The 18050-nt window shown below is 47.2% G+C and carries 22 protein-coding genes and 2 pseudogenes; 12 read left to right on the top strand and 12 right to left on the bottom strand.

Translation table 11 applies throughout. From position 1 onward, the window contains the following. Positions 1 to 42: 42 nt before the first annotated feature. Entirely contained in the window at positions 43 to 486 is a 444-nt protein-coding gene (locus HHX48_RS15510) for a hypothetical protein (protein WP_223858460.1), read from the bottom strand. Between the two features lie 90 nt (positions 487 to 576). Here HHX48_RS15510 and HHX48_RS15505 point away from each other — a divergent pair, with 90 nt between their 5' ends. The 8 genes from HHX48_RS15505 to HHX48_RS15470 all read left to right on the top strand — a co-directional run bounded on the left by HHX48_RS15505 (position 577) and on the right by HHX48_RS15470 (position 5702). Beyond that, a complete protein-coding gene (locus tag HHX48_RS15505; protein ID WP_139758083.1) occupies positions 577 to 1098 on the top strand; it encodes a hypothetical protein in 522 nt (173 codons plus the stop codon). Positions 1099 to 1111: 13 nt separating this feature from the next. Then, positions 1112 to 2335, top strand: coding sequence for a DUF1173 family protein (locus HHX48_RS15500; protein ID WP_139758084.1), 1224 nt, complete (start codon positions 1112 to 1114; stop codon positions 2333 to 2335). A 25-nt stretch (positions 2336 to 2360) separates the two neighbouring features. Beyond that, positions 2361 to 2930, top strand: coding sequence for a hypothetical protein (locus HHX48_RS15495; protein WP_139758085.1), 570 nt, complete (start codon positions 2361 to 2363; stop codon positions 2928 to 2930). Between the two features lie 18 nt (positions 2931 to 2948). Then, positions 2949 to 3587, top strand: coding sequence for a hypothetical protein (locus HHX48_RS15490; protein WP_139758086.1), 639 nt, complete (start codon positions 2949 to 2951; stop codon positions 3585 to 3587). A gap of 222 nt (positions 3588 to 3809) precedes the next feature. Continuing rightward, positions 3810 to 4520, top strand: a complete 711-nt coding sequence (locus tag HHX48_RS15485) for an integrase (RefSeq protein ID WP_139758087.1) — start codon at positions 3810 to 3812, stop codon at positions 4518 to 4520. Further along, on the top strand, positions 4517 to 4855 hold the full coding sequence (locus HHX48_RS15480; protein WP_139758088.1) for a type II toxin-antitoxin system RelE/ParE family toxin: 339 nt from the start codon (positions 4517 to 4519) through the stop codon (positions 4853 to 4855). Before HHX48_RS15485 ends, HHX48_RS15480 begins: the two co-directional genes overlap by 4 nt. Before the next feature lie 69 nt (positions 4856 to 4924). Next, entirely contained in the window at positions 4925 to 5257 is a 333-nt protein-coding gene (locus HHX48_RS15475; RefSeq protein ID WP_139758089.1) for a helix-turn-helix domain-containing protein, read from the top strand. A 22-nt stretch (positions 5258 to 5279) separates the two neighbouring features. Beyond that, positions 5280 to 5702: a DUF2513 domain-containing protein gene (locus tag HHX48_RS15470; RefSeq protein WP_139758090.1), complete on the top strand. Its 423-nt coding sequence runs from the start codon at positions 5280 to 5282 to the stop codon at positions 5700 to 5702. A gap of 229 nt (positions 5703 to 5931) precedes the next feature. Here HHX48_RS15470 and HHX48_RS15465 read toward each other — a convergent pair whose 3' ends face one another. From HHX48_RS15465 to HHX48_RS15415, 11 genes are all read right to left on the bottom strand, one after another. Then, the gene (locus HHX48_RS15465) at positions 5932 to 8919 is read right to left on the bottom strand and encodes a Tn3 family transposase (RefSeq protein WP_191026322.1); all 2988 of its coding nucleotides are present in this window, start codon (positions 8917 to 8919) and stop codon (positions 5932 to 5934) included. Positions 8920 to 9035: 116 nt separating this feature from the next. Next, the gene (locus tag HHX48_RS15460; protein WP_040133153.1) at positions 9036 to 9602 is read right to left on the bottom strand and encodes a hypothetical protein; all 567 of its coding nucleotides are present in this window, start codon (positions 9600 to 9602) and stop codon (positions 9036 to 9038) included. Then, the gene (locus tag HHX48_RS15455) at positions 9599 to 9994 is read right to left on the bottom strand and encodes a hypothetical protein (protein WP_040133152.1); all 396 of its coding nucleotides are present in this window, start codon (positions 9992 to 9994) and stop codon (positions 9599 to 9601) included. The genes HHX48_RS15460 and HHX48_RS15455 overlap by 4 nt, the downstream gene beginning before the upstream one ends. A gap of 23 nt (positions 9995 to 10017) precedes the next feature. After that, a complete protein-coding gene (locus HHX48_RS15450) occupies positions 10018 to 10452 on the bottom strand; it encodes a MerR family transcriptional regulator (RefSeq protein ID WP_011711644.1) in 435 nt (144 codons plus the stop codon). 19 nt (positions 10453 to 10471) lie between these two features. Then, positions 10472 to 11272: a putative bifunctional diguanylate cyclase/phosphodiesterase gene (locus HHX48_RS15445; RefSeq protein ID WP_020833625.1), complete on the bottom strand. Its 801-nt coding sequence runs from the start codon at positions 11270 to 11272 to the stop codon at positions 10472 to 10474. An 11-nt stretch (positions 11273 to 11283) separates the two neighbouring features. Then, positions 11284 to 12951 (bottom strand): mercury(II) reductase, encoded by a 1668-nt coding sequence (gene merA / locus HHX48_RS15440; RefSeq protein ID WP_020833624.1) that lies wholly within the window; start codon positions 12949 to 12951, stop codon positions 11284 to 11286. Positions 12952 to 12988: 37 nt separating this feature from the next. After that, positions 12989 to 13408 (bottom strand): organomercurial transporter MerC, encoded by a 420-nt coding sequence (gene merC / locus HHX48_RS15435; RefSeq protein ID WP_007642843.1) that lies wholly within the window; start codon positions 13406 to 13408, stop codon positions 12989 to 12991. Between the two features lie 3 nt (positions 13409 to 13411). After that, a complete protein-coding gene (gene merP, locus HHX48_RS15430; protein ID WP_011711647.1) occupies positions 13412 to 13687 on the bottom strand; it encodes a mercury resistance system periplasmic binding protein MerP in 276 nt (91 codons plus the stop codon). A gap of 55 nt (positions 13688 to 13742) precedes the next feature. Further along, the gene (locus HHX48_RS15425; RefSeq protein WP_007642845.1) at positions 13743 to 14090 is read right to left on the bottom strand and encodes a mercuric transporter MerT family protein; all 348 of its coding nucleotides are present in this window, start codon (positions 14088 to 14090) and stop codon (positions 13743 to 13745) included. Between the two features lie 93 nt (positions 14091 to 14183). Then, a complete protein-coding gene (merR, locus tag HHX48_RS15420) occupies positions 14184 to 14570 on the bottom strand; it encodes an Hg(II)-responsive transcriptional regulator (protein ID WP_040133151.1) in 387 nt (128 codons plus the stop codon). Between the two features lie 2 nt (positions 14571 to 14572). After that, entirely contained in the window at positions 14573 to 15595 is a 1023-nt protein-coding gene (locus tag HHX48_RS15415) for a tyrosine-type recombinase/integrase (protein WP_191026321.1), read from the bottom strand. Between the two features lie 204 nt (positions 15596 to 15799). On the opposite strand from HHX48_RS15415, the gene HHX48_RS15410 reads away from it, so the two are divergent. The 4 genes and pseudogenes from HHX48_RS15410 to HHX48_RS18810 form a co-directional block, all read left to right on the top strand. Continuing rightward, complete coding sequence (locus HHX48_RS15410; protein ID WP_139758095.1) at positions 15800 to 16849, top strand: DNA-binding protein; 1050 nt, start codon at positions 15800 to 15802, stop codon at positions 16847 to 16849. Between the two features lie 119 nt (positions 16850 to 16968). Next, positions 16969 to 17301, top strand: coding sequence for a YnfA family protein (locus tag HHX48_RS15405; RefSeq protein ID WP_040133149.1), 333 nt, complete (start codon positions 16969 to 16971; stop codon positions 17299 to 17301). 78 nt (positions 17302 to 17379) lie between these two features. Further along, positions 17380 to 17847, top strand: a pseudogene (locus tag HHX48_RS15400) (efflux RND transporter permease subunit); the annotation flags it as partial. Next, positions 17840 to 17989, top strand: a pseudogene (locus tag HHX48_RS18810) (PepSY domain-containing protein); the annotation flags it as partial. The pseudogenes HHX48_RS15400 and HHX48_RS18810, both read left to right, overlap by 8 nt. Positions 17990 to 18050: the final 61 nt, after the last annotated feature.

Raw genomic sequence — 18050 nt, 5'->3', positions numbered from 1 at the left:
TGCCCCTTTCTTTTTATTATATTTTAACATCATCTATCCTCGCTATTTAACTAATCGTAGCTTCTCAAGTGAACCTTTTCTACCACTACCCTCAATATCTGTAATCTCACTACGAATAATGTAATAACCACCTTTTATCCAATTATTAATCTGCTTCTGTAGCTTTGTAACATGTGCTTCGTCGCTAAAATCGAGGTAAATATCATAATCCCGGTAAGTACTATATTTTTTTGGTTTAGGCCAGTTGTGATAGGCCGGCTTTAGTTGATACTCAACCGAACCTTCTTTTTCAGGGGCCTCGTCATTCCTATACCGACCAATAAGTCCCTGGGTTCTACTTTTAATCTCTTTTGAATGCTCTGCTGCTCGCACTATCTCTTGCTGGGCCCGTGCGACCCTGTCCTGTGCTTGTTTTACTTCACTAGAAAAGCTTCCTGCACTGGCAGATTGCAAAGCAATTACTGTTAATAGTGACGAACTGAACATAATAATCACAATTAATCGGATTTCTGGATGAAGACACTATGCCTGCAGGGTATAACACAGGGCAATTAATTAACTGCGAGAAATCGGAAAATGCCAAAAAGTCATTTGCTTTTAACCCTCACAACCTGTGGCCTGCTCGCGCTATCTGGCTGTGCAAGTACTAACGAGATTGAGTTTGGAAACAAAAAATACACACCCGACGCCGACGGAACTGTTGTGATGACACAAGAAGAAATATCTGCCATTACAAAATCAGAAGAAGCTAAATTTGTTCGGGGTCTGTTTCCCAATGTAAAGCTCACTGAAGCTGAATACGAAATGGTCAAAACCAATGATGAAGCGTTGTTTAGCTTAGTAGGAGAAGCGAACACTGATGAAGCGGTATCAACATTTATAAGACGTGGCTCATTGGAAGATAACCTCAGCAGGATTGTTAAAGAAAATCGTTGGGAAGCTTTATATTTCGATGGGCCTGACTACTTTGTCAAGGATATGAAGGTTCTTGAGGAGGAAAATGTCACTGGTGCGATCATGAGCCTGGCGTCTGATTATCCGGTTTACACCTGCTTTGATGAAAAAGAAAAGGTCGTGACAGTTATAAAGGAACGATAAAGGGAGATGTGAGATGAAGATTGTTGAGAAGTACCTTGATGGCGATGAAATACGCGAATTTCGAAGGCTGAATGACCAAGAGGTAAAGACTCTGCTTGGCAGTGATCATGCTTCTCAGCAATTACTAGCTTCGGTATATGGTAGATGGATTTATTGTGACTGTTGCACCCCCACGACTATTAAGCGATTTACTGAGACCAATACTTACTTTCTTGCCACTATGTCAGGGCGTGCAAGCCATAAGACTTCATGCCCGCTATACCGTCTGGAACAGGGTGGGGCGGGTGAAGGACAGCTACCTGAAAAGGTAGGCACGCGCTTTTCGTTCAGTGCTTATGCAGCAGAAGAGGGGAATGCTAAGCAATCGGTCGTTGAAAACCCAACAGGGCAGGTTATAGGCCGCGCAGATAAGCTCTATTCGCTCATGGCGTCACTGTTGACCGATGCTGGCACCAACACTATTTCTTACGGTGAAGCCCCTACGTTTGAGACCCAGTCCAGGAAAATTCGCGCGGCTGCAAAGAAATACAGTATCGGGGGCAAGTCTTTGCTCGAATACATGTATTTTGGGTTCGGCAGTATAAAAAAAGCCATCGAAAAAATGCAGTCAAACGAGCGTTTGTGGGTCGGTAAGAACAAACCGCAGTCGCTGGTCATCGCTCAGGTCGAGTCAGTTAAAATCGAAAATGGTGAAACGACGGTCAAGGTCAAAGATGATTGGGAAGTGACCTTACCCATAGATGCCAAAGTGACTCGCCTAAATGGTGCATTTTCTTTGGCCAAAGGACCGTTGATGGTGGCAATGATTATCGCCGACCGGTCAACTAATGATGCCATGATATATGGTGTAACCCGGTGCTTTATCTCTCCTATCGTCAATACCCATAATTTCATGCTGGTGGATAGCGATCTTGAACGCACCTTCGCCAGAGTAGCCACCCGGGTGATTATTGAAATGGAAGGGGGAGGGCGTATCTTAAAGCCGCTTATACCGGTTCAGGTCGATGGCAAACCTGTTCTCGTCGACTTTGTAATTCAAAAAGATAAACAACACATCGCGGTTGAAGTGATGGGGAAATGGGAAGATCCACTCTATCGTGCCAGAAAAGAAACGGTGCTTCCGCTTATGGAGAAGGTCTATGACCAGGTGGTGAGTGTGGGCATGGATACCTCCACCATAAGAAATGACTTTTTTGAAGAGTCATACCAGTTAGTAAAGACACTATTAAATGATTAAGTCCATTTTGTCTAAGGCCAGTAGTATGAGTCGCATCAAACGCATTACTCCCTTTTTTATTATATTCGTTTCACTATCGAGCGCCTTAGTGCTGATGGGCAAGCAAAGTGAAAAGTATGCCAGTAATACAATGATATCTACGGGCAAAGCATTAACTCAAAAATTTGCCCGACTACATCAATCTTTTGGGTCTGTACCGCATTTTTATAAAGCTTTAGAGCAAGCTGTGGTTAAAGATGGCTATACAGTCACAGACTTGTTGATATTGGATGAAACGGCAGTTAGAAAAGAAATGGCCCAGGAATATGCTTCAAGCACCCCCTCGTTAAAAAATCTGGAACCGATGATGCATGTTCACAAACATGACGCCGGCATGAGCTATGTTGTTGGTGGTTATCCTCTTTTAGGCATAGAAGCAATAGAAGGCAGCGAGGATATAGCGATATTCTTTGGTCCCGTTCGAAAGAGCGTGGTGAAGAGACTTGAGCAAGAGCTTGACGGCGATGCAGTCGATAACAAAGACAGTACGGGCCAACTTCGTTATAACCGCCATGACACAATGAACGGTCAATATATCGTTGGCATGTATTTATAAACAATTATTGGTGCAAAAGTGAAAAGAACCCAGGCCCCTATCGCTGAAATATTTGAAGTGATTGATAATGCGTACTTAAGTGGTTTGGTTAATGGCTCGTCACAGCCTACTGCAGATGTCAGGAAGTGGCTGGCCGCTAACCGTAAGTCAATGTCTCAGGAATGCGCCACTTTCTTTAATGAGCTGGGGGTGAAGAATAAGGGCTTTGCTTTAGCGCTTAAACAGTGGTTAGTGCAATATCAGGCGCGTCAGTCATTCATACAAACACATGAAAGTAAGTCTGACAAAGAATGGTTAGCATCTTTTGGGAAAAAGTGGATAGCGCAAGGCGGTGTCTTTTACTTTCAAAGTGATGGCGAAAAAACATTTGAGGGCGATGAGGTGCGCCGGGCGCATAAAGTGGGAGTGGTTTCTGTTGCTCCAGAGAAAGACAATCCGCAAAACCAACATAGTTTGGAAGTGCTGGTGGCGAATAAGACTCAGCTAAACGCTGTGCTCAAGCTCTTAGATAGGTGTGCACTACCTGTTGTATCAGTGAATGCCGCTGGAGAAAGGTCTGTCATCAATATCGCCCTCAGCTCACCCACTCATTCAACGTTCAATAAGATTATCAAACAGACACCAATCCCAGTATTCGGCAATGTGCTACTGACATAAATCGGAAAAGCGAAACATTAGTCTTTTCTGTAGGAGAGTAATAAAGATTTATACAAAGTATCTAACTGTCACACTGAGCAATATAGATTCGCACTGCGCCAGAACGTTTCCTATTCATCGCTGCCGACCTTACTATATCCAAGACATTCCCAGTGCGCTGATTGCTATTTGATAAATAGGTCGGCACAATAAACGCAATAATACCTATAAAAATGCGTGGAAATGGAAGGCAGACCGATAATAAACTCTGAACTGTGGGAACAGCTAATCCCTCGAAACTGCGGCAGGCAGAGTGAGCTAAGACACAGAAACAAGTTGCTCATTCTCTTGGCTACCCTGGCAGGTTTAAGAGAGATTGAGTTAACGTTGATCACTAACCGGCTCTTCATGACACCAGAAGGGCTGTTAAATGAAGTTGTAGTGCTCCCTACGTCGATTACCCGCGATGGTTACGAACGTCCAATTGTCTTGAGTCATCCAGAGCTTAAAAGAGCGTTTGAATCCTATTTTGAATGGCTTATCACGCGCAAAATAAATAGCTATCCGCATAAGCATTACAGAGGATTAGATCCCAATTCGGCATTACTTATTGCTGATAATCTGGAGCCTTTCACCACGCAAAGCAGGGGGAAAGCAATAAGCCCCTATGCCATGAATAAAAAACTCGATTCACTGATTCGGAATGCAGGGCTTTGGGATAACGGCGTTAGACGAATTTCACTGGTACGAACGTGCGTTATTGAGCTGTACCGCAATGGGGCATGCACAACTGATATAATGATCATTACTGGCTTCAGTGAAGAGTCAATAAAACAAATCTTAACAATGGATTATATGCAGCTAAGTCCAATATATGATTGGTTTGAGCAACGTGCAGGCCGAAAGCAAAAGCGACTTGAGAGCTTCAAAAAAAGAAGAAGATTTATGTTATGACGAAGAAGTTTAAATTCATCAATAACCAGTCAAAGAAAGAATTTCTTGCGTTGCCGGATGTCATTCAAAAACGCTTTGCGAACGACCTAAACGCTATTTGTCAGGATAGAGAGCCGTTCAGTAAATTCAAGCATTTGAAAGACAGCGTAGGGATTGGGGCTGTAGAACTAGTTGAAAATGGCAGGCCAGCTTACCGAACTGTCTATGTCGCTAAATTCGCTGATACAGTGTTCATACTTCACTCATTCACCAAAACTACCAACGGCGTTGACCGGAAGGCTATGGATACTGCCAAGAAACGCTACAAGCTGATGATGAAAGAAATTAAAAAGTGATATATCAATACTTGTATAAATATCAGTGTTGATATATGCTGCTCATTAGTTAATCAAAGAGGTCTAATCATGGCATTAGAATACAGCAATATTTTTGACGCCATCACGGAAGATGCAGCAGAAGCGTCAGAGCTACAAACTCGCTCTGACCTCATGATAGCCATTCGAGACATAGTGAATGCTAAAGGGTGGGATCAGAAGCAAGCGGCGGCGGCAATGGGTATTACTCAGCCAAGAGTAAGTGACCTTGTAAATGGCCGGATAGAGAAATTTTCTATCGATAAGCTGATGACCTGCCTATATAAAATAGGTTTCCGCTTCAAGCCCCATTACGAAAACGAGCAACTTACTATGGATGTTCAGATCGTTACTGATAATCAGCGCCCGAGTGCGATGGCCTAATTTAGTCATAAAGGTAATAGGGATGAAACCAAATATCGAGTATACAGCGCAGATATTAGACAAGTTCGAAAGTTGTGAGCAACCCCAACTCAGCTTTGTTGAACTGTGGAACAGTTTTGTGCTTCAAGAGGACAGCAACGAGTTTGTCTTTCACTTTAGGCTGTTAGTCGAAAATGGACTGATAAGCAGACACGACATGATTTCAAGACCTATTAGCAGTCTTGGTCTGCATTATTCATCACCTTCTGACATAACTATTTTTGATGCTCAACTAAGACTTACACAGCAAGGTCATGATTTCGCAAAAGCATTAAACAATCGAGAAGTCTTAGCGAAATTGAAAGATGGATTTAAAGAGGCTCCTTTTAAAGTCATATTTGATGGTTCTCAGCAGTTGCTGACACATTTCTTCAAAAAGAAGATCGACTCATTAACGGCAGAATAAGAGCAGTGATGAAATATGGAGAGAAAGAGATATGGACTTCATGACACAGATTGTACCCGCTGTAATAGTTATGCTCGCAAATTTGGCTGGCGGGAGTCATGATTCCCCCAAATACGAAATCTGGACCGCAGTATTTGGCTGGACATTTTGCATTTCAATCATATTGAGGTCCGGCCGGTAAAAGCATTGAATTTAGCCACTTCTAACGTAACCGATTGAATATTATGAATTAATCAACCAGCAGTTCAAAAGTCATGGGCTTAACCTGCTTGGTTAGATCCAGCTCAAAACTTCCTAGCCGCCCCAAATGCTCGGTATGATACGGTGAGAATTCGGCCATAATGTCGCGGGTAATATTGTACCCTTCCGACTTCAATTGATTGAACACTTCGGTCATCGCGTTTACGTTGTATAAGATCGCGAAGTTGGCCAGCAAATGATTGTATTTAACGATTTTGCTTTGTTCGTGTCTCAAGTTTGCAGGAATTTTCCCGCCATTAGCAAAAAACAACCACCGGGCAAACTCATTGAACTCTTCGCTCTTACAGGTCGCTGCCTGGATTGTTTTGCGCAGATCAACGTCGGTAATGTATTCCAGCAAAAACATGGTTCTGACCACGCGCCCGAGTTCACGGAACGCAAAGTACAGCTTGTTTTTCCGGTTCTTGGTGCCGAACCGGCGCAGGATTGTCGAAGCGGTGATTTTCCCTGCTTTAACTGACATGGCCGTTCGCATCATATCCGCATAGTGCTTTTCAATGAGATCCCACTTGATCGGCTCCTTGAACAAAGACTGAATATGCTTGAGTACCATGGAGCGATCAGGCTTATAAAAGCTGAGATCTTTGATATTTCGGATACGGGGCATGAGCTTTATGCCCAGCAAGTACGCCAGGCCAAAGACGGGTGTGGATTGCGCCTGTGTATCGCCGTGAACGGTGTCCGGATTAAAATCAGATTCATCGTTGAGTAGGCCGTCCAAGATATAAATCGCCTCGTAGACACCGCAGGGAATAAACCGGCTGAACAATGCAATATAGGTGTCCGAGACGTGGTAATAGGCAATGCCGCCATAGCTGCCATACCGAATATGGTATTCAGATAGCAAATTATCTTCGTAGAGATCCCAAAGCTTTCCATCAGCGGACACACTGCTGCCTGTTCCCCAACACTCAATGAGCCGGTATTTCTTATACTCGCTATTGATCTTCGCAATAGCTTTATCGAGACGCGCTTCCGTCGTGCGTTTTAAGTTAAGCCAGGCGACTTGCTTGCGAGAAACGCCCTGCACAGATCGCACGGTTTCGGTGGGACCAATGTTGGTACCGTAACAAAACACGGTCAGGACAAAACGTAACTCCGGGTCGCTGATACGTGATTCGAAGCCCGACAACGGGCCAAAATGTTTATTCAGGTTCAGCCACTTTTCGACATTGATAATCACATCAAGCAGGTTGATTTTGTCCAACCGATCGCGCAAAAGCGCTCCAATTTCTTCGACTTCAGGTAAGGGTTGATCAGGTTTTGGTTTACCGATAATCAGATTCCCGTTTTCAATACGAACCAGTTCGTCCTCCGGGAATTGGCTGTCAGCTTTCCGGCAGCTCGTTTCCATGGACTTCTTCAGCGTTGTTGTAAATTCAGTATCACCGGCGACGAGCCCTACCTCCTCGCAATAGGTAGGCAACTGCGCTTCGTATTCTTCCCAGGTGATCATCTGCTCCCGGTAATCATCGAAGGTTTCACTGTAGGGAATGAACAAGTCACCGGTACTTAGTTCTTCAGCGATCCGTTCAAACACACACAGCTCAAAACAGGTTTTATTAACCTCCGACACCTGTGCTGATTTGGTTGATTTTCCCGTGACTAATTTCCACCAGCTTTCGCGAATCCAGCGAATATTAATGACATTTCTGGAAGAGGGATCGTTCGGATCGCTTTGAATTGACAGGAACTCCGTGCGACGCTTTTTGTGCGTCAAAATAAACTGGAACGCATTGAGCAAGTCCTTGTCTTCCGTGGCCGATGCCAGGTTGAGTATTTCAATCGTACGAAACAAGGTGGATCGTTGCTTTTTATAGAGTCGAACCATAAACGGCAAATAGTTGTTGCCTGCGAATGCCATATATTGTTCGCACATTTGCATTAGCTGATCACTGTTCTTTCCCAGTATCGGATCAAAAGCTGCCACCGAATCGGGTTTATCAAGATACACCTTGACCGTCCCAGACAACACAGAAATCAAATGATCGGTTTGCTTTTGATGGTCTGCAAGGTACTTCTCCAACAGCTTCTGCGCCGAGCGATCCATTTTTAACAACATCTTGATAAAAATATCGGCGGCGTTATCCAGTGTTTGTGCGTATTGGTGCCGGATTAAAACGATGACGAGTGCGAGTCGCTTGTTCAGCTTTAGTTTCATCAATTCGGCGTAATCCAGGACCTTGGCCTCGTTGATAAACTGCTGGTGTTTAACTGGCGGCAACCCCAAATCCGTGGGCAAAAGTGTTTGCAGGGATGTAAGCCATTCCAGGTATTGGATGTACGCATGGATATTGCGAGGGGTCGGGCGTTTGGGTTCATTTTTCAGCGTGCTCCAACCAAAACCATTCAGTCCTGTGCTAGATCGAAGAATATCGTTGATGCATTGGCGACTTTCAGACTCTAAAAAGCCACACAATTGATCGTAATACCGAGTGTTGACTTCGGCCCTGGCCGCCTGACATATCCGCTCAAGTACACTGAACGCCGGTAACTCGTATCGCTCTTTGACCAAATATTCCAACGTGACATTGATGATATCCGGTAATGCTTCTTTGGTAGTCGCTGCCTCAAGTGCCCAAATCTGTGCCAATTCAGAGGTCTTGGCCGCATCGTAGGCTTTTATATTAAGATGGCGCCGAATCAGCTTTACGTGACGATCCTTCGCGCCCGATGTGTAATAGGTTTGGGGATCCTTCAGTGTCACCCGCGAACGGCACTGATTTTTAATGTGCGTGATGATCACCTTTGGTATTTCACCCAGGTTTACGAACCGGCCCAATCGCTGCGTGATTTTTAGCTGAATCAGGAGCCCCAAAAAGAATGCGCTGGTTCGTTTACAGTGACGCAGTGCAAACTTCTGATCTTCCGGCGTAGGTGTATAGACATCCCCTAACTCATCTTCGGTGATATCAGATTTAATTCGTGGATAAGCTGTCTGATAGATAGCGGCCATCGACTTAAATTTTCTCTGATAGATGCATTATTGTGTAAAAGCATCGCGTTATAGTTATCAGGTTTCTAGTCGTCATTTGGATATGCCTAGATTACTCGCAAGTGGCTTTCATTGCTTTATTCCTTGTGATGGCCTGCCATTACGTCGCCTGAATTGAGATGCCAAGCATTTTGAACAATCGCAAACAACAGTAATACCAACGCCAACAGCAACAGTTCGGTTTGATACACATTGACCGCATACTGAATTTTGAGACCCATACCAGAAACAGCGGAAGGAAACAAAATGGCGATAAAACTTAAGATGGTCGGCAGCAGCGGGGTACAACACAACAGGGGGCTTACAATCCCGATAACTATGCCGCCCGCCGCTGGTGCCGTTCTGCAATGGGTCTTCTTGCGTATCAGTTGAACCCATAAATTGATGAGAACGCTCTCCAGCGTTGCGAACAAAAACGCAAATAGCGCGATTCTCAGATTAAGATGTGCAAAAGAACGCAAGCCAATATCGGAACCCAGTTCATGCGCTGGCAGGACAACCAAGTGGACGACCAGCACCAGACTAAAGAGGATCGCGGTACGCCGTTTTGAGTGAGAATCCTGAACCGGCGATTGAAATGCATACACTACAAGTGACCAGAGGCGTTTTATAGAGTTTGTAGCGCGCTTCACTATCGCATTCATTCTTCTTTGCCGTTTGTCGCAACTTTGTAAGTTCCCCAGAACATCTCCGGTAACACGCAAACCAGTGGTGTACCGATCAGTAAAAAGAGTCCTAATCCGTTAAAGGTGAGCCATTGTATCCACTGCATCCCAATGCCTAATGCCAACATGGCAGAACCCAGAAAAAATGGCCCGCTGAAAAAACAATGCATTCGCCCACATTGACGCGCATTTCTTAAACAGGCATATCCCATCCAACTTAAAGCGATCGCCCAGATACTGCCGGTCATCCACGGTGCAAGTTGCATCATGCCGGTAATCACTATGAGTATCGCTGGCAATACCCAGGTGAGAATAAATCGGCCTTTATTGGCTACCCAGTCGTGGGGGCCGGTTTCACATTTTTCTGACATCGTATACTCCTTTGTTATGGCGATCAGGCCAGTTGGCGCAGCTCCGACAGCTGTGAATCCAATGCCTGCAAGTAAGCCTGGCGTTCATCAATTTTGGTTTGCAGTTCGCGCATGGCGGCTTCACAGGCTTGCTGGTCGCCTTCGTTGATGGCGTAGAGCAAGGGTTTTATATCCAGGATCAGCAGGCCCGCCGCACGCGCTGCGCGAATGAAGCGCAGCCGGTTTAAAGCGCATTGATTGTATAAACCGAAACCACCCGCGGAATGCTCTGGGCAAAGTACCAAATTTTCCAAGACGTAATTCCTGACGGTATGCACTGTGGTTTGCGCGGCTTTCGCCAGTTGCGAGATCGTCAGGGGAAATTCGAGTGCCTGCCCATCGGCATCCATGAATGCCGCAAAGTCGGGGATCACCTCAAAGTATCGTGACACATCTTTTGACACGGCGGCTTTTGACATGGGTTTGTCTCCGTTCGTTTCAAACACTGCGGCCTGGCCACAACGCTTCAGTCGTTTCGGCATCGGCTGGCCGCGCCAGCCGATAGCCCTGTAATACATCACAGCCAAGCTTCTCTAAAAGTTGTTGTTGAGTGGCCGTCTCAACCCCTTCCGCGACGATGGATAAATTCAGGTTATGGCCAAGGGTGATGACGCTTTCGGTAATGGCGCGATCCTTTGGCTCGGTTGTCATATGCGTGACAAAGGTTTTGTCGATTTTTAGGCGGGTCACTGGGCAGCATTGCAAGCGTGCCAGCGACGAACTCCCGGTACCAAAATCGTCGATGGACAGGCGAATGCCCAGCGCCTGGCAGCGATGCAGGTTTTCGATCAGGATTGGCGTATCCTCCAGGGCCAGTGTTTCGGTTAATTCCAGTTCCAATGCCGGAGCAGGCAGTCCCGTATCACGCAATATCCTGGCAAGGTCTTCGACAAAGTCAGGTTGGTGGATTTGTAAGGCAGAGACGTTGACCGCGATGATACCCTCGGGTAAACCGCGTTGACGCCAATGCATCATCTGTTGACAGGCCGCCCGTAAGACAAACGCGCCCAGTTCCAGAATTAATCCGCTTTGTTCGGCAACGGGAATAAAGGTGTCTGACTGGATCAATCCTTCAGTTGGATGTTGCCAGCGAATGAGCGTTTCAGCGCCTTCCCAGCATTGGTGTTGAACATCCCATAGAGGCTGGTAAAAAGGAACGAATTCACCCTTGTTCAATCCATCCGCCAACGCATTGACCGTTGGGGCTGTCAGTGAATGCGTGGCGGGTGCCGTTCCCATACTGCCCTCTCTTATCCTGCACAACAGGACAGTTCTTTGACATCCTTGTTAAAGGTTTGCGCGCAGAGCTTCAAACCTTCCACCATGGTGAGGTAAGGGAAAAGCTGGTCGGCTAATTCCGTCACCGTCATACGGTTGCGGATGGCTAAAGCCGCACTCTGGATCAGTTCGCCGCCTTCGTGAGCCAGGATCTGCGCGCCTAGCAACAACCCCGTTTCCTTCTCTGTGACCAGTTTGATAAAACCGTCGGTTTCAAAGTTGGCTAACGCACGTGGGACATTTTCCATACCCAGTACGCGGCTGTCGGTCTCAATATCCTGAGCCCTGGCTTGCTCCTCGGTCAGTCCGACGGTAGCCACCTGTGGATCGGTAAAGATCACGGCGGGCATGGTGGACAGATCCAGTTTGGCGTCGCCGCCCGTCATATTGATACCAGCACGGCTACCGGCGGCCGCGGCGACATAGACAAATTGCGGCATGTTAGAGCAGTCACCGGCAGCGTAAATACCAGCAACATTGGTTTCCATGCGTTCGTTAACAACGATTTCGCCCTTTTTGTTGGTGGTGACACCCACCGCGTCCAGATTGAGTTGGCTGGTATTGGCGTGTCGCCCGGTGCTTACCAGCAAACGATCACAACTGAGCTCGCCTGCATTAGTGTTCAGGGTGAATTGATTTCCATCGTGGGTCACTTGGGTGGCTTGCGTGTTGTTTAAAACTCGAATGCCTTCTTTTTCAAAACAGCCTGCCAGTTTTTCACCGATTATGGGGTCTTCACTGTAAAGTAGTGAGTGTCTTGCCAACACGGTGACTTCACTGCCCAATCGTCGGTAAGCCTGGGCAATTTCTAGCGCCACGACCGATGAACCAATCACCACCAGGTGCTGCGGCAATTCCTCGGCAAACAGCGCTTCGGTAGAGGTCCAGTAAGGCGTTTCGGCCAGCCCCTCGATGGGAGGAATGGTTGGCGTGGAGCCAGTGGCGATCAGGATTTTATCAGCAAAGATTTCCTGCTCAGTGCCATCATTTTTTCTGACTATCAGGGTGTTTGCATTTTTAAATTGCGCCCAACCTTTAAGTAAACTAAGCGCAGGATTTGTCTCTAGAATATTCTGATACTTTGCAGCGCGCAGCTCTTCGACTCGAGCGGTCTGCTGCTGAGCCAACAAGGCTCGACTCAATTGGGGCGCATGATTTTCCAGTCCGGCAAAGGGATTATTGCGTTGCTGCTGTGCCAATTGAGCGGCGCGGATCAAAATTTTTGAGGGTACGCAGCCGACATTCACGCAACAGCCGCCAATCACATCGGCTCCCTCAATAAGAGTGACCTTGGCACCACCTTCAGCGGCTTTGATAGCACAGGCAAAAGCGCCGGAACCCGTACCGATAATCGCCACATGTTGAGTTCGGTTGCTTTCTGTGTTGCTGGTATTTTCGTTGTCACAGTAGGCGTTCGGTGCTGTGTTTTCCGCTAAGGGGTTTTCTTTTGCGGTATAACCCAGGGCTTCAATCGCTCCAATGAGATCGGTTACGCTGACCCCACCGTTTGTGGTGATCGTTGCGCTGGCGTTTTCATAAGATATTTCAACCTTATTCACGCCTTCGATCGCATCGAGCGCTTCTTTAACGTGAGCGACGCAACTTGGACAGGTCATCCCTTCTATCGATAGTAAGATCATTCGTTTTCCTCAAATAGTAGTCAGGCATTGCGTCGTGTTAAACAGCACAGCTGTCATCATCACAGCGTTTATTCGCGGGTGAAAAAATATCCCAAAGCGATACGGCAACCATCAGGCCTAACGCTGAATAGGTGACATAGCTGCTCCAGCCGTATTGGAAAAACGGATAGAGCGATAACAGCAATAAAATGGGGCCGACCACACCCAGCGCACTACGGTGCCATTGCCGGTGGCTGAACCAGCCAAGTCCGTTGAGTACCAGGGCAATCCAGGCAAACAACGGTAACAGGGTATTAACAAACAAACCTTCCCATTGGCTGAGAAAACCCAACCCGACCGCAGCGCCCAGGCTGGCGATGGCCGGGAAACACATGGCGCATCCCATAGCAGAAACCAGCGCGCCCAATGAGCTAATCTTATCGCCGAAACGGGTCAGTAACTGTATTAGCATTTCCATGCTTTACTCCTTGAGCGTTGATGGATAACCCGCATTAGTGGTGGCTTCGGTCAGTGCTTTTACTGTGGTTTTTTCGTCGTCGAATGTGACAACTGCCAATTTGGTTTCAAAGGTGACTTCAGCTTTACTCACACCCTCAACATTTTTTAAGGCATTTTTGACCGTAAAGGGGCAGGTCACACAGTTCATGGTTGGAACTTCCAAAGTAACTGTTTTCGGCGCAGCAAAAGCGGTCAGGCTGGTCAAGGCTAGCAAAGACAACAAGGCAATTTTCTTCATCATTTTCTCCAGTAACGTATTAAGTCATTAATAAAAGTGAGCGGTAAGAAAGTATTCAGGCAAACCAGACAATCCAATAATTGCTGGTGACTAGCACCAACGCAGTCAGTGCCGTTAACCAAAAGATCACCTGCCGGCGTTTTCGCACTTGAGGAACTGCACAGGCGGTGCCTGGCTCACAGTCCTCAACGGGGCGATAGACCTTCCAGCCTGCGAAGCCAAATAAGGCTAAAACCAGCAGGATAAAAATGGGACGATAAGGTTCTAACAAGGTTAAATTACCAATCCAGGAGCCACTCACGCCTAGCAGCAACAACACGAAAGGACCAGCGCAGCACAGGCCAGCGCCAACAGCCGCGATAACGCCGCCAATAATAGGTAGATTGGATTCTTTCTGTGACACGACTTACTCCTCTGATTTCAGTGTATGGAGCAAGTGTAATCTCCGTACCGATGTACGGAGTCAAACGTTTTTGTGATGCCCGTGTAAAACTAATTAAGGTTGCAGGGAGTCGATAATGGGACAATGTGAGTCATCGTTATTACTCTGACATTGCGTCAATAATGCCTTGAGTGCGCTTTCGAGCCGCTTCAGATCGGCAATTTTTTCCATGACGGCGCTGAGTTTATACTCGGCCAGCTCCTGCACCTGAGCACATGGGCGGTCATTCAAGCTTAGCAGGTTGGCGATCTCTTCCAGGGTAAACCCCAATTCTTGCGCCCGCTTAATGAACCGGATGCGATTAACCGTTTCATCGGGATAATGGCGGTAGCCCAACTCGGGTTTTGGCGGTTGCTCTATTAATCCACGACGCTCATAGAAGCGAACGGTTTCTATATTGATAGCCAGTTCTTTGGCAACTTTACTGATAGTTCTTGTCATGTTCATATCTCTTTTACCCGAACGGTATCTATAAGAACCGCCATTTTCTCCATCAATATATGGGTAGCGTTATTGGAGAGCTGCTGTCCTTCTTCAATGTACTCCCAGACGGTGGCATCGCTCTTCCATCCGCCTTGCTTTTTAATCAACTCAAAATCAACTCGTTCTCGGGCTGCCGATGTAGAGAGGCCGCGCCGGAAGCTATGGCTGCTCAATTCCGGTACAAAATCGAACTGGCAGGCGTTACCCAAAGTCTTGAGTAATTCATTAATGGCACTGGGATTCAACGCTTTAGGCTGAATCTTATCCCACCGGTTAATGGGGCGAAAAACCGGACCTTCATTAATGCCACCCAGTTCTATCCAGTTTTTCATGGCCGTAGCAGGACAGCAGTCTGGTGCACCGAAAGGTAATGCTCGCACTAAGCCGGAGGCTTGTTGATCGGTCTTGGAACTAGACAGCCGGATGAGAAGTCCTTCAGGTTCCCACACCAGATCACCGTAGCGAATGGCCACCAATTCGCTACGGCGAAAGGCACCGAAAAAGCCGGTCAACACCAGCGCGATATCCCTCAGTTTCTTTTTGGTGGTTGGTAGTTGCCGCAAATGATTCACCATTTGGGCGACGTGCTCCAAGCGCAATGCCTTGGCTTTGCGCTTGGGTTGGCCATGGGTACGACGAACGCCTTCCATGGTTTTGCGGACCAACGGATCACTTACTGGATCGATGAGCCCTTGATAATGGTGCCATTGGCTAATAGCGGTCAGGTGCAGATCCAGGGTTCGGGGATTAAGCGATTCGGCTCTGGCCAGCAGGTAACGCACGACAGTATCCCGATCCGAGGGCAGGCGACCACCCCATTTTTCAAATTGTCGAATGGCCGAACGGTAGGCTTTACGTGTGTTGTCGGATGTCGCTGCCTGGAGGTATTGCCGTAGTGGTTCGGGCCCCTGGCGTTCAACCAGGGTCGCATCCTTATTACGTAACAACAAGTTGCTAGCCTGTATTGGCGGTTTGTTGTTCATGAATAGGATTTCCTTCGATGTCGCTCAAAAGGCGGCTATGTACCGGCGTTACAAGTCGAAAATTTACGTCAAGATCAACTAGCCCACGATAAGGATGATTATCAGTGGTTAGTATCATGAATTCAAGCAATCTTGAAACGAACCAATATAATGTTATATTACGTGTTATGTAATATGTTACTAAATAATCCGAGAGGAATCACCATGGCCCGTGCCGGAGTCACTTATCACGATATCGCTAAAGCCGCTGAAGCCATTAAAACGCAAGGCCAGGAACCCACGGTGGATCGGGTGCGCGAACACCTGGGCACCGGCAGCAAAAGCACCATCGCGCCATTGCTCAAGCGTTGGCGGTCAGACAATGGGGAGGCGGCCGATGTCAGTGGGCTGCCGAACGACCTCGTCGAGGTGGTAAAGTCCCTGCATGAGCGGGTACAGCAGATGGCCGACCACCGTATCGAACAAGCTCGCCAGGAATTCGAGACTTTAAAGGAAGAACTCCGCAAAGAGTTGACCCATGCCGACAACACCATGGCGCAACTAACTGCCCGACAACGGGACCTGGAGAACCAGACCGAACGGCTGAGCAAAGAAAAAAGCGAGCAAAGTCGGTCCCTGGAAGACGCGCGTGTCAGCCTGGCCAAGGCCGAGTCCCAGCGGGACGAAGCTGCTGCACGGATTGTTGAATTGAAGGAGAGCGTTGCGGAACTCAAACAAGAAAATAAGGATATCCGCGATCATTTCGAACATTACCAGCAGCGTACTGCCGAAGACCGCCAGCAGGAGCGCGAACAATTCCGTTCAGTTAACCAGGGGCTGAACGATCAGATCCAGAATCTGCAACACCGGCTCGCCCAGGCTGAGTCGAGAGCGTCAGAGCTGTTTGACGCCAATGTGCAGTTACAACGACATGCCGATGAATTAAAACGGGCCAATGGGGCGCTAAATAGCGACGTGAAGGGAAAGATAGAAGATGTCCAGAACCTGAAACACGAGCTTGAAGAAGCCGTGGCAAAGTGCCGGGAATACCAGCATCAAAATGATCATTTGGCGCAAAACATGGCCGTGCTCACCACTCAGAAAGCTGATGTTGATAAGCAAGTGGCCGTCTTATCCCAAACACTGGAGACCACAAAAACCGAATTGAAAACCACCCAGGATAAAGCGGCGCTTCTGATCGACGAGAATAAAGTCATTCTTCAGGAAAAAGCCGTGATCCAAGGTCAATTTAAACAGCTCCAAAGTTCGCTGTAGCCGGATGGATGTATTTTGAGCGCCCGGCAGCTTAATGGTGGAATCGTCGTAGCTCATCAAATTTGTCGGTTCTTCCACTTGAAGCTTCTGTGCTTCTTCACATCAAGGATCTTTTGCCAATGAATCTGCTGTCAATTTTCACAATATTTGTAATTACTGCGGTTGCCGAAATTGTAGGTTGTTATCTGCCGTGGCTGGTACTGAAACAGAACAAGTCGGTATGGTTGTTAATTCCTGCTGCGCTTTCGCTGGCGTTATTTGCGTGGCTGTTGACGCTTCACCCAACGGCGGCAGGTCGCACTTATGCTGCCTATGCGGGCATATATCTGGGCGTTGCTCTCCTCTGGTTGCGTATTGTTGACGGAGTGGCGCTCACCCGTTGGGACATCGCGGGGGCTTTGGTCGCATTGGTAGGGGTTACCATCATCGTTATACAGCCAACGGCCGGTTAGGCAAGGCGCCATAATGTTGAATAATATCAGCCGCTTATGCTCAAAGTGGCTAAATCCAACGCTTTTACCGGCCGGACCTCAATGATCGGTGGCTTATGGTTGATGTATCTAGAAGGGTTTAATTTCTCAGTAGCTGTTGGTGTGGGCTTTATCGCTCTAGCTGGTGTTGCGGTTGAGATTGGCGGGATAATGCTGGTTTATCTTAATCAAGCACTTGCTGAGCTTAAGGAAAAAGCGCTGGAGCGAGCAGAACTCATCTCAGATGATGCATATCAAGATGCATTATTGCACGGTGCTGGCTTACGAGTTCGTCCAGTAATGATGACGGTAGCTACAATCATTATAGGTTTAATGCCTATTTTATATGGTACTGGTACAGGTTCTGAGGTCATGAGCCGCATTGCTGCTCCTATGGTAGGCGGAATGACAAGTGCTGTGCTGCTCACGCTTATTGTACTCCCTGCAATTTACTCAATCATTAAAAAGCCTGAAGTAAATGCCTTTAACAAAGAGCTTTCTAACGTGGAGCCTGAGAATAATGCTTAGCACGGCTAGAAAATATCACAAATGGCTAATGGCATTTGTCGGAATACAATTCCTCTTCTGGTCTATTACAGGCGTGTATATGGTGACTATGGATATTCACTATATACACGGCGAAACCTTGTCTAAGGAAACTGCGAATAAGTCCCGCAGTTTAACGCTTAGTTAAGCCGCAGCATCACCTGCCTAATTTTTAAACTCTAATT

The sequence above is a fragment of the Salinimonas profundi genome (assembly GCF_014750655.1).
Taxonomy (GTDB): domain Bacteria; phylum Pseudomonadota; class Gammaproteobacteria; order Enterobacterales; family Alteromonadaceae; genus Alteromonas; species Alteromonas profundi_A.
This window is presented reverse-complemented; position numbering and strand designations above follow the sequence as displayed.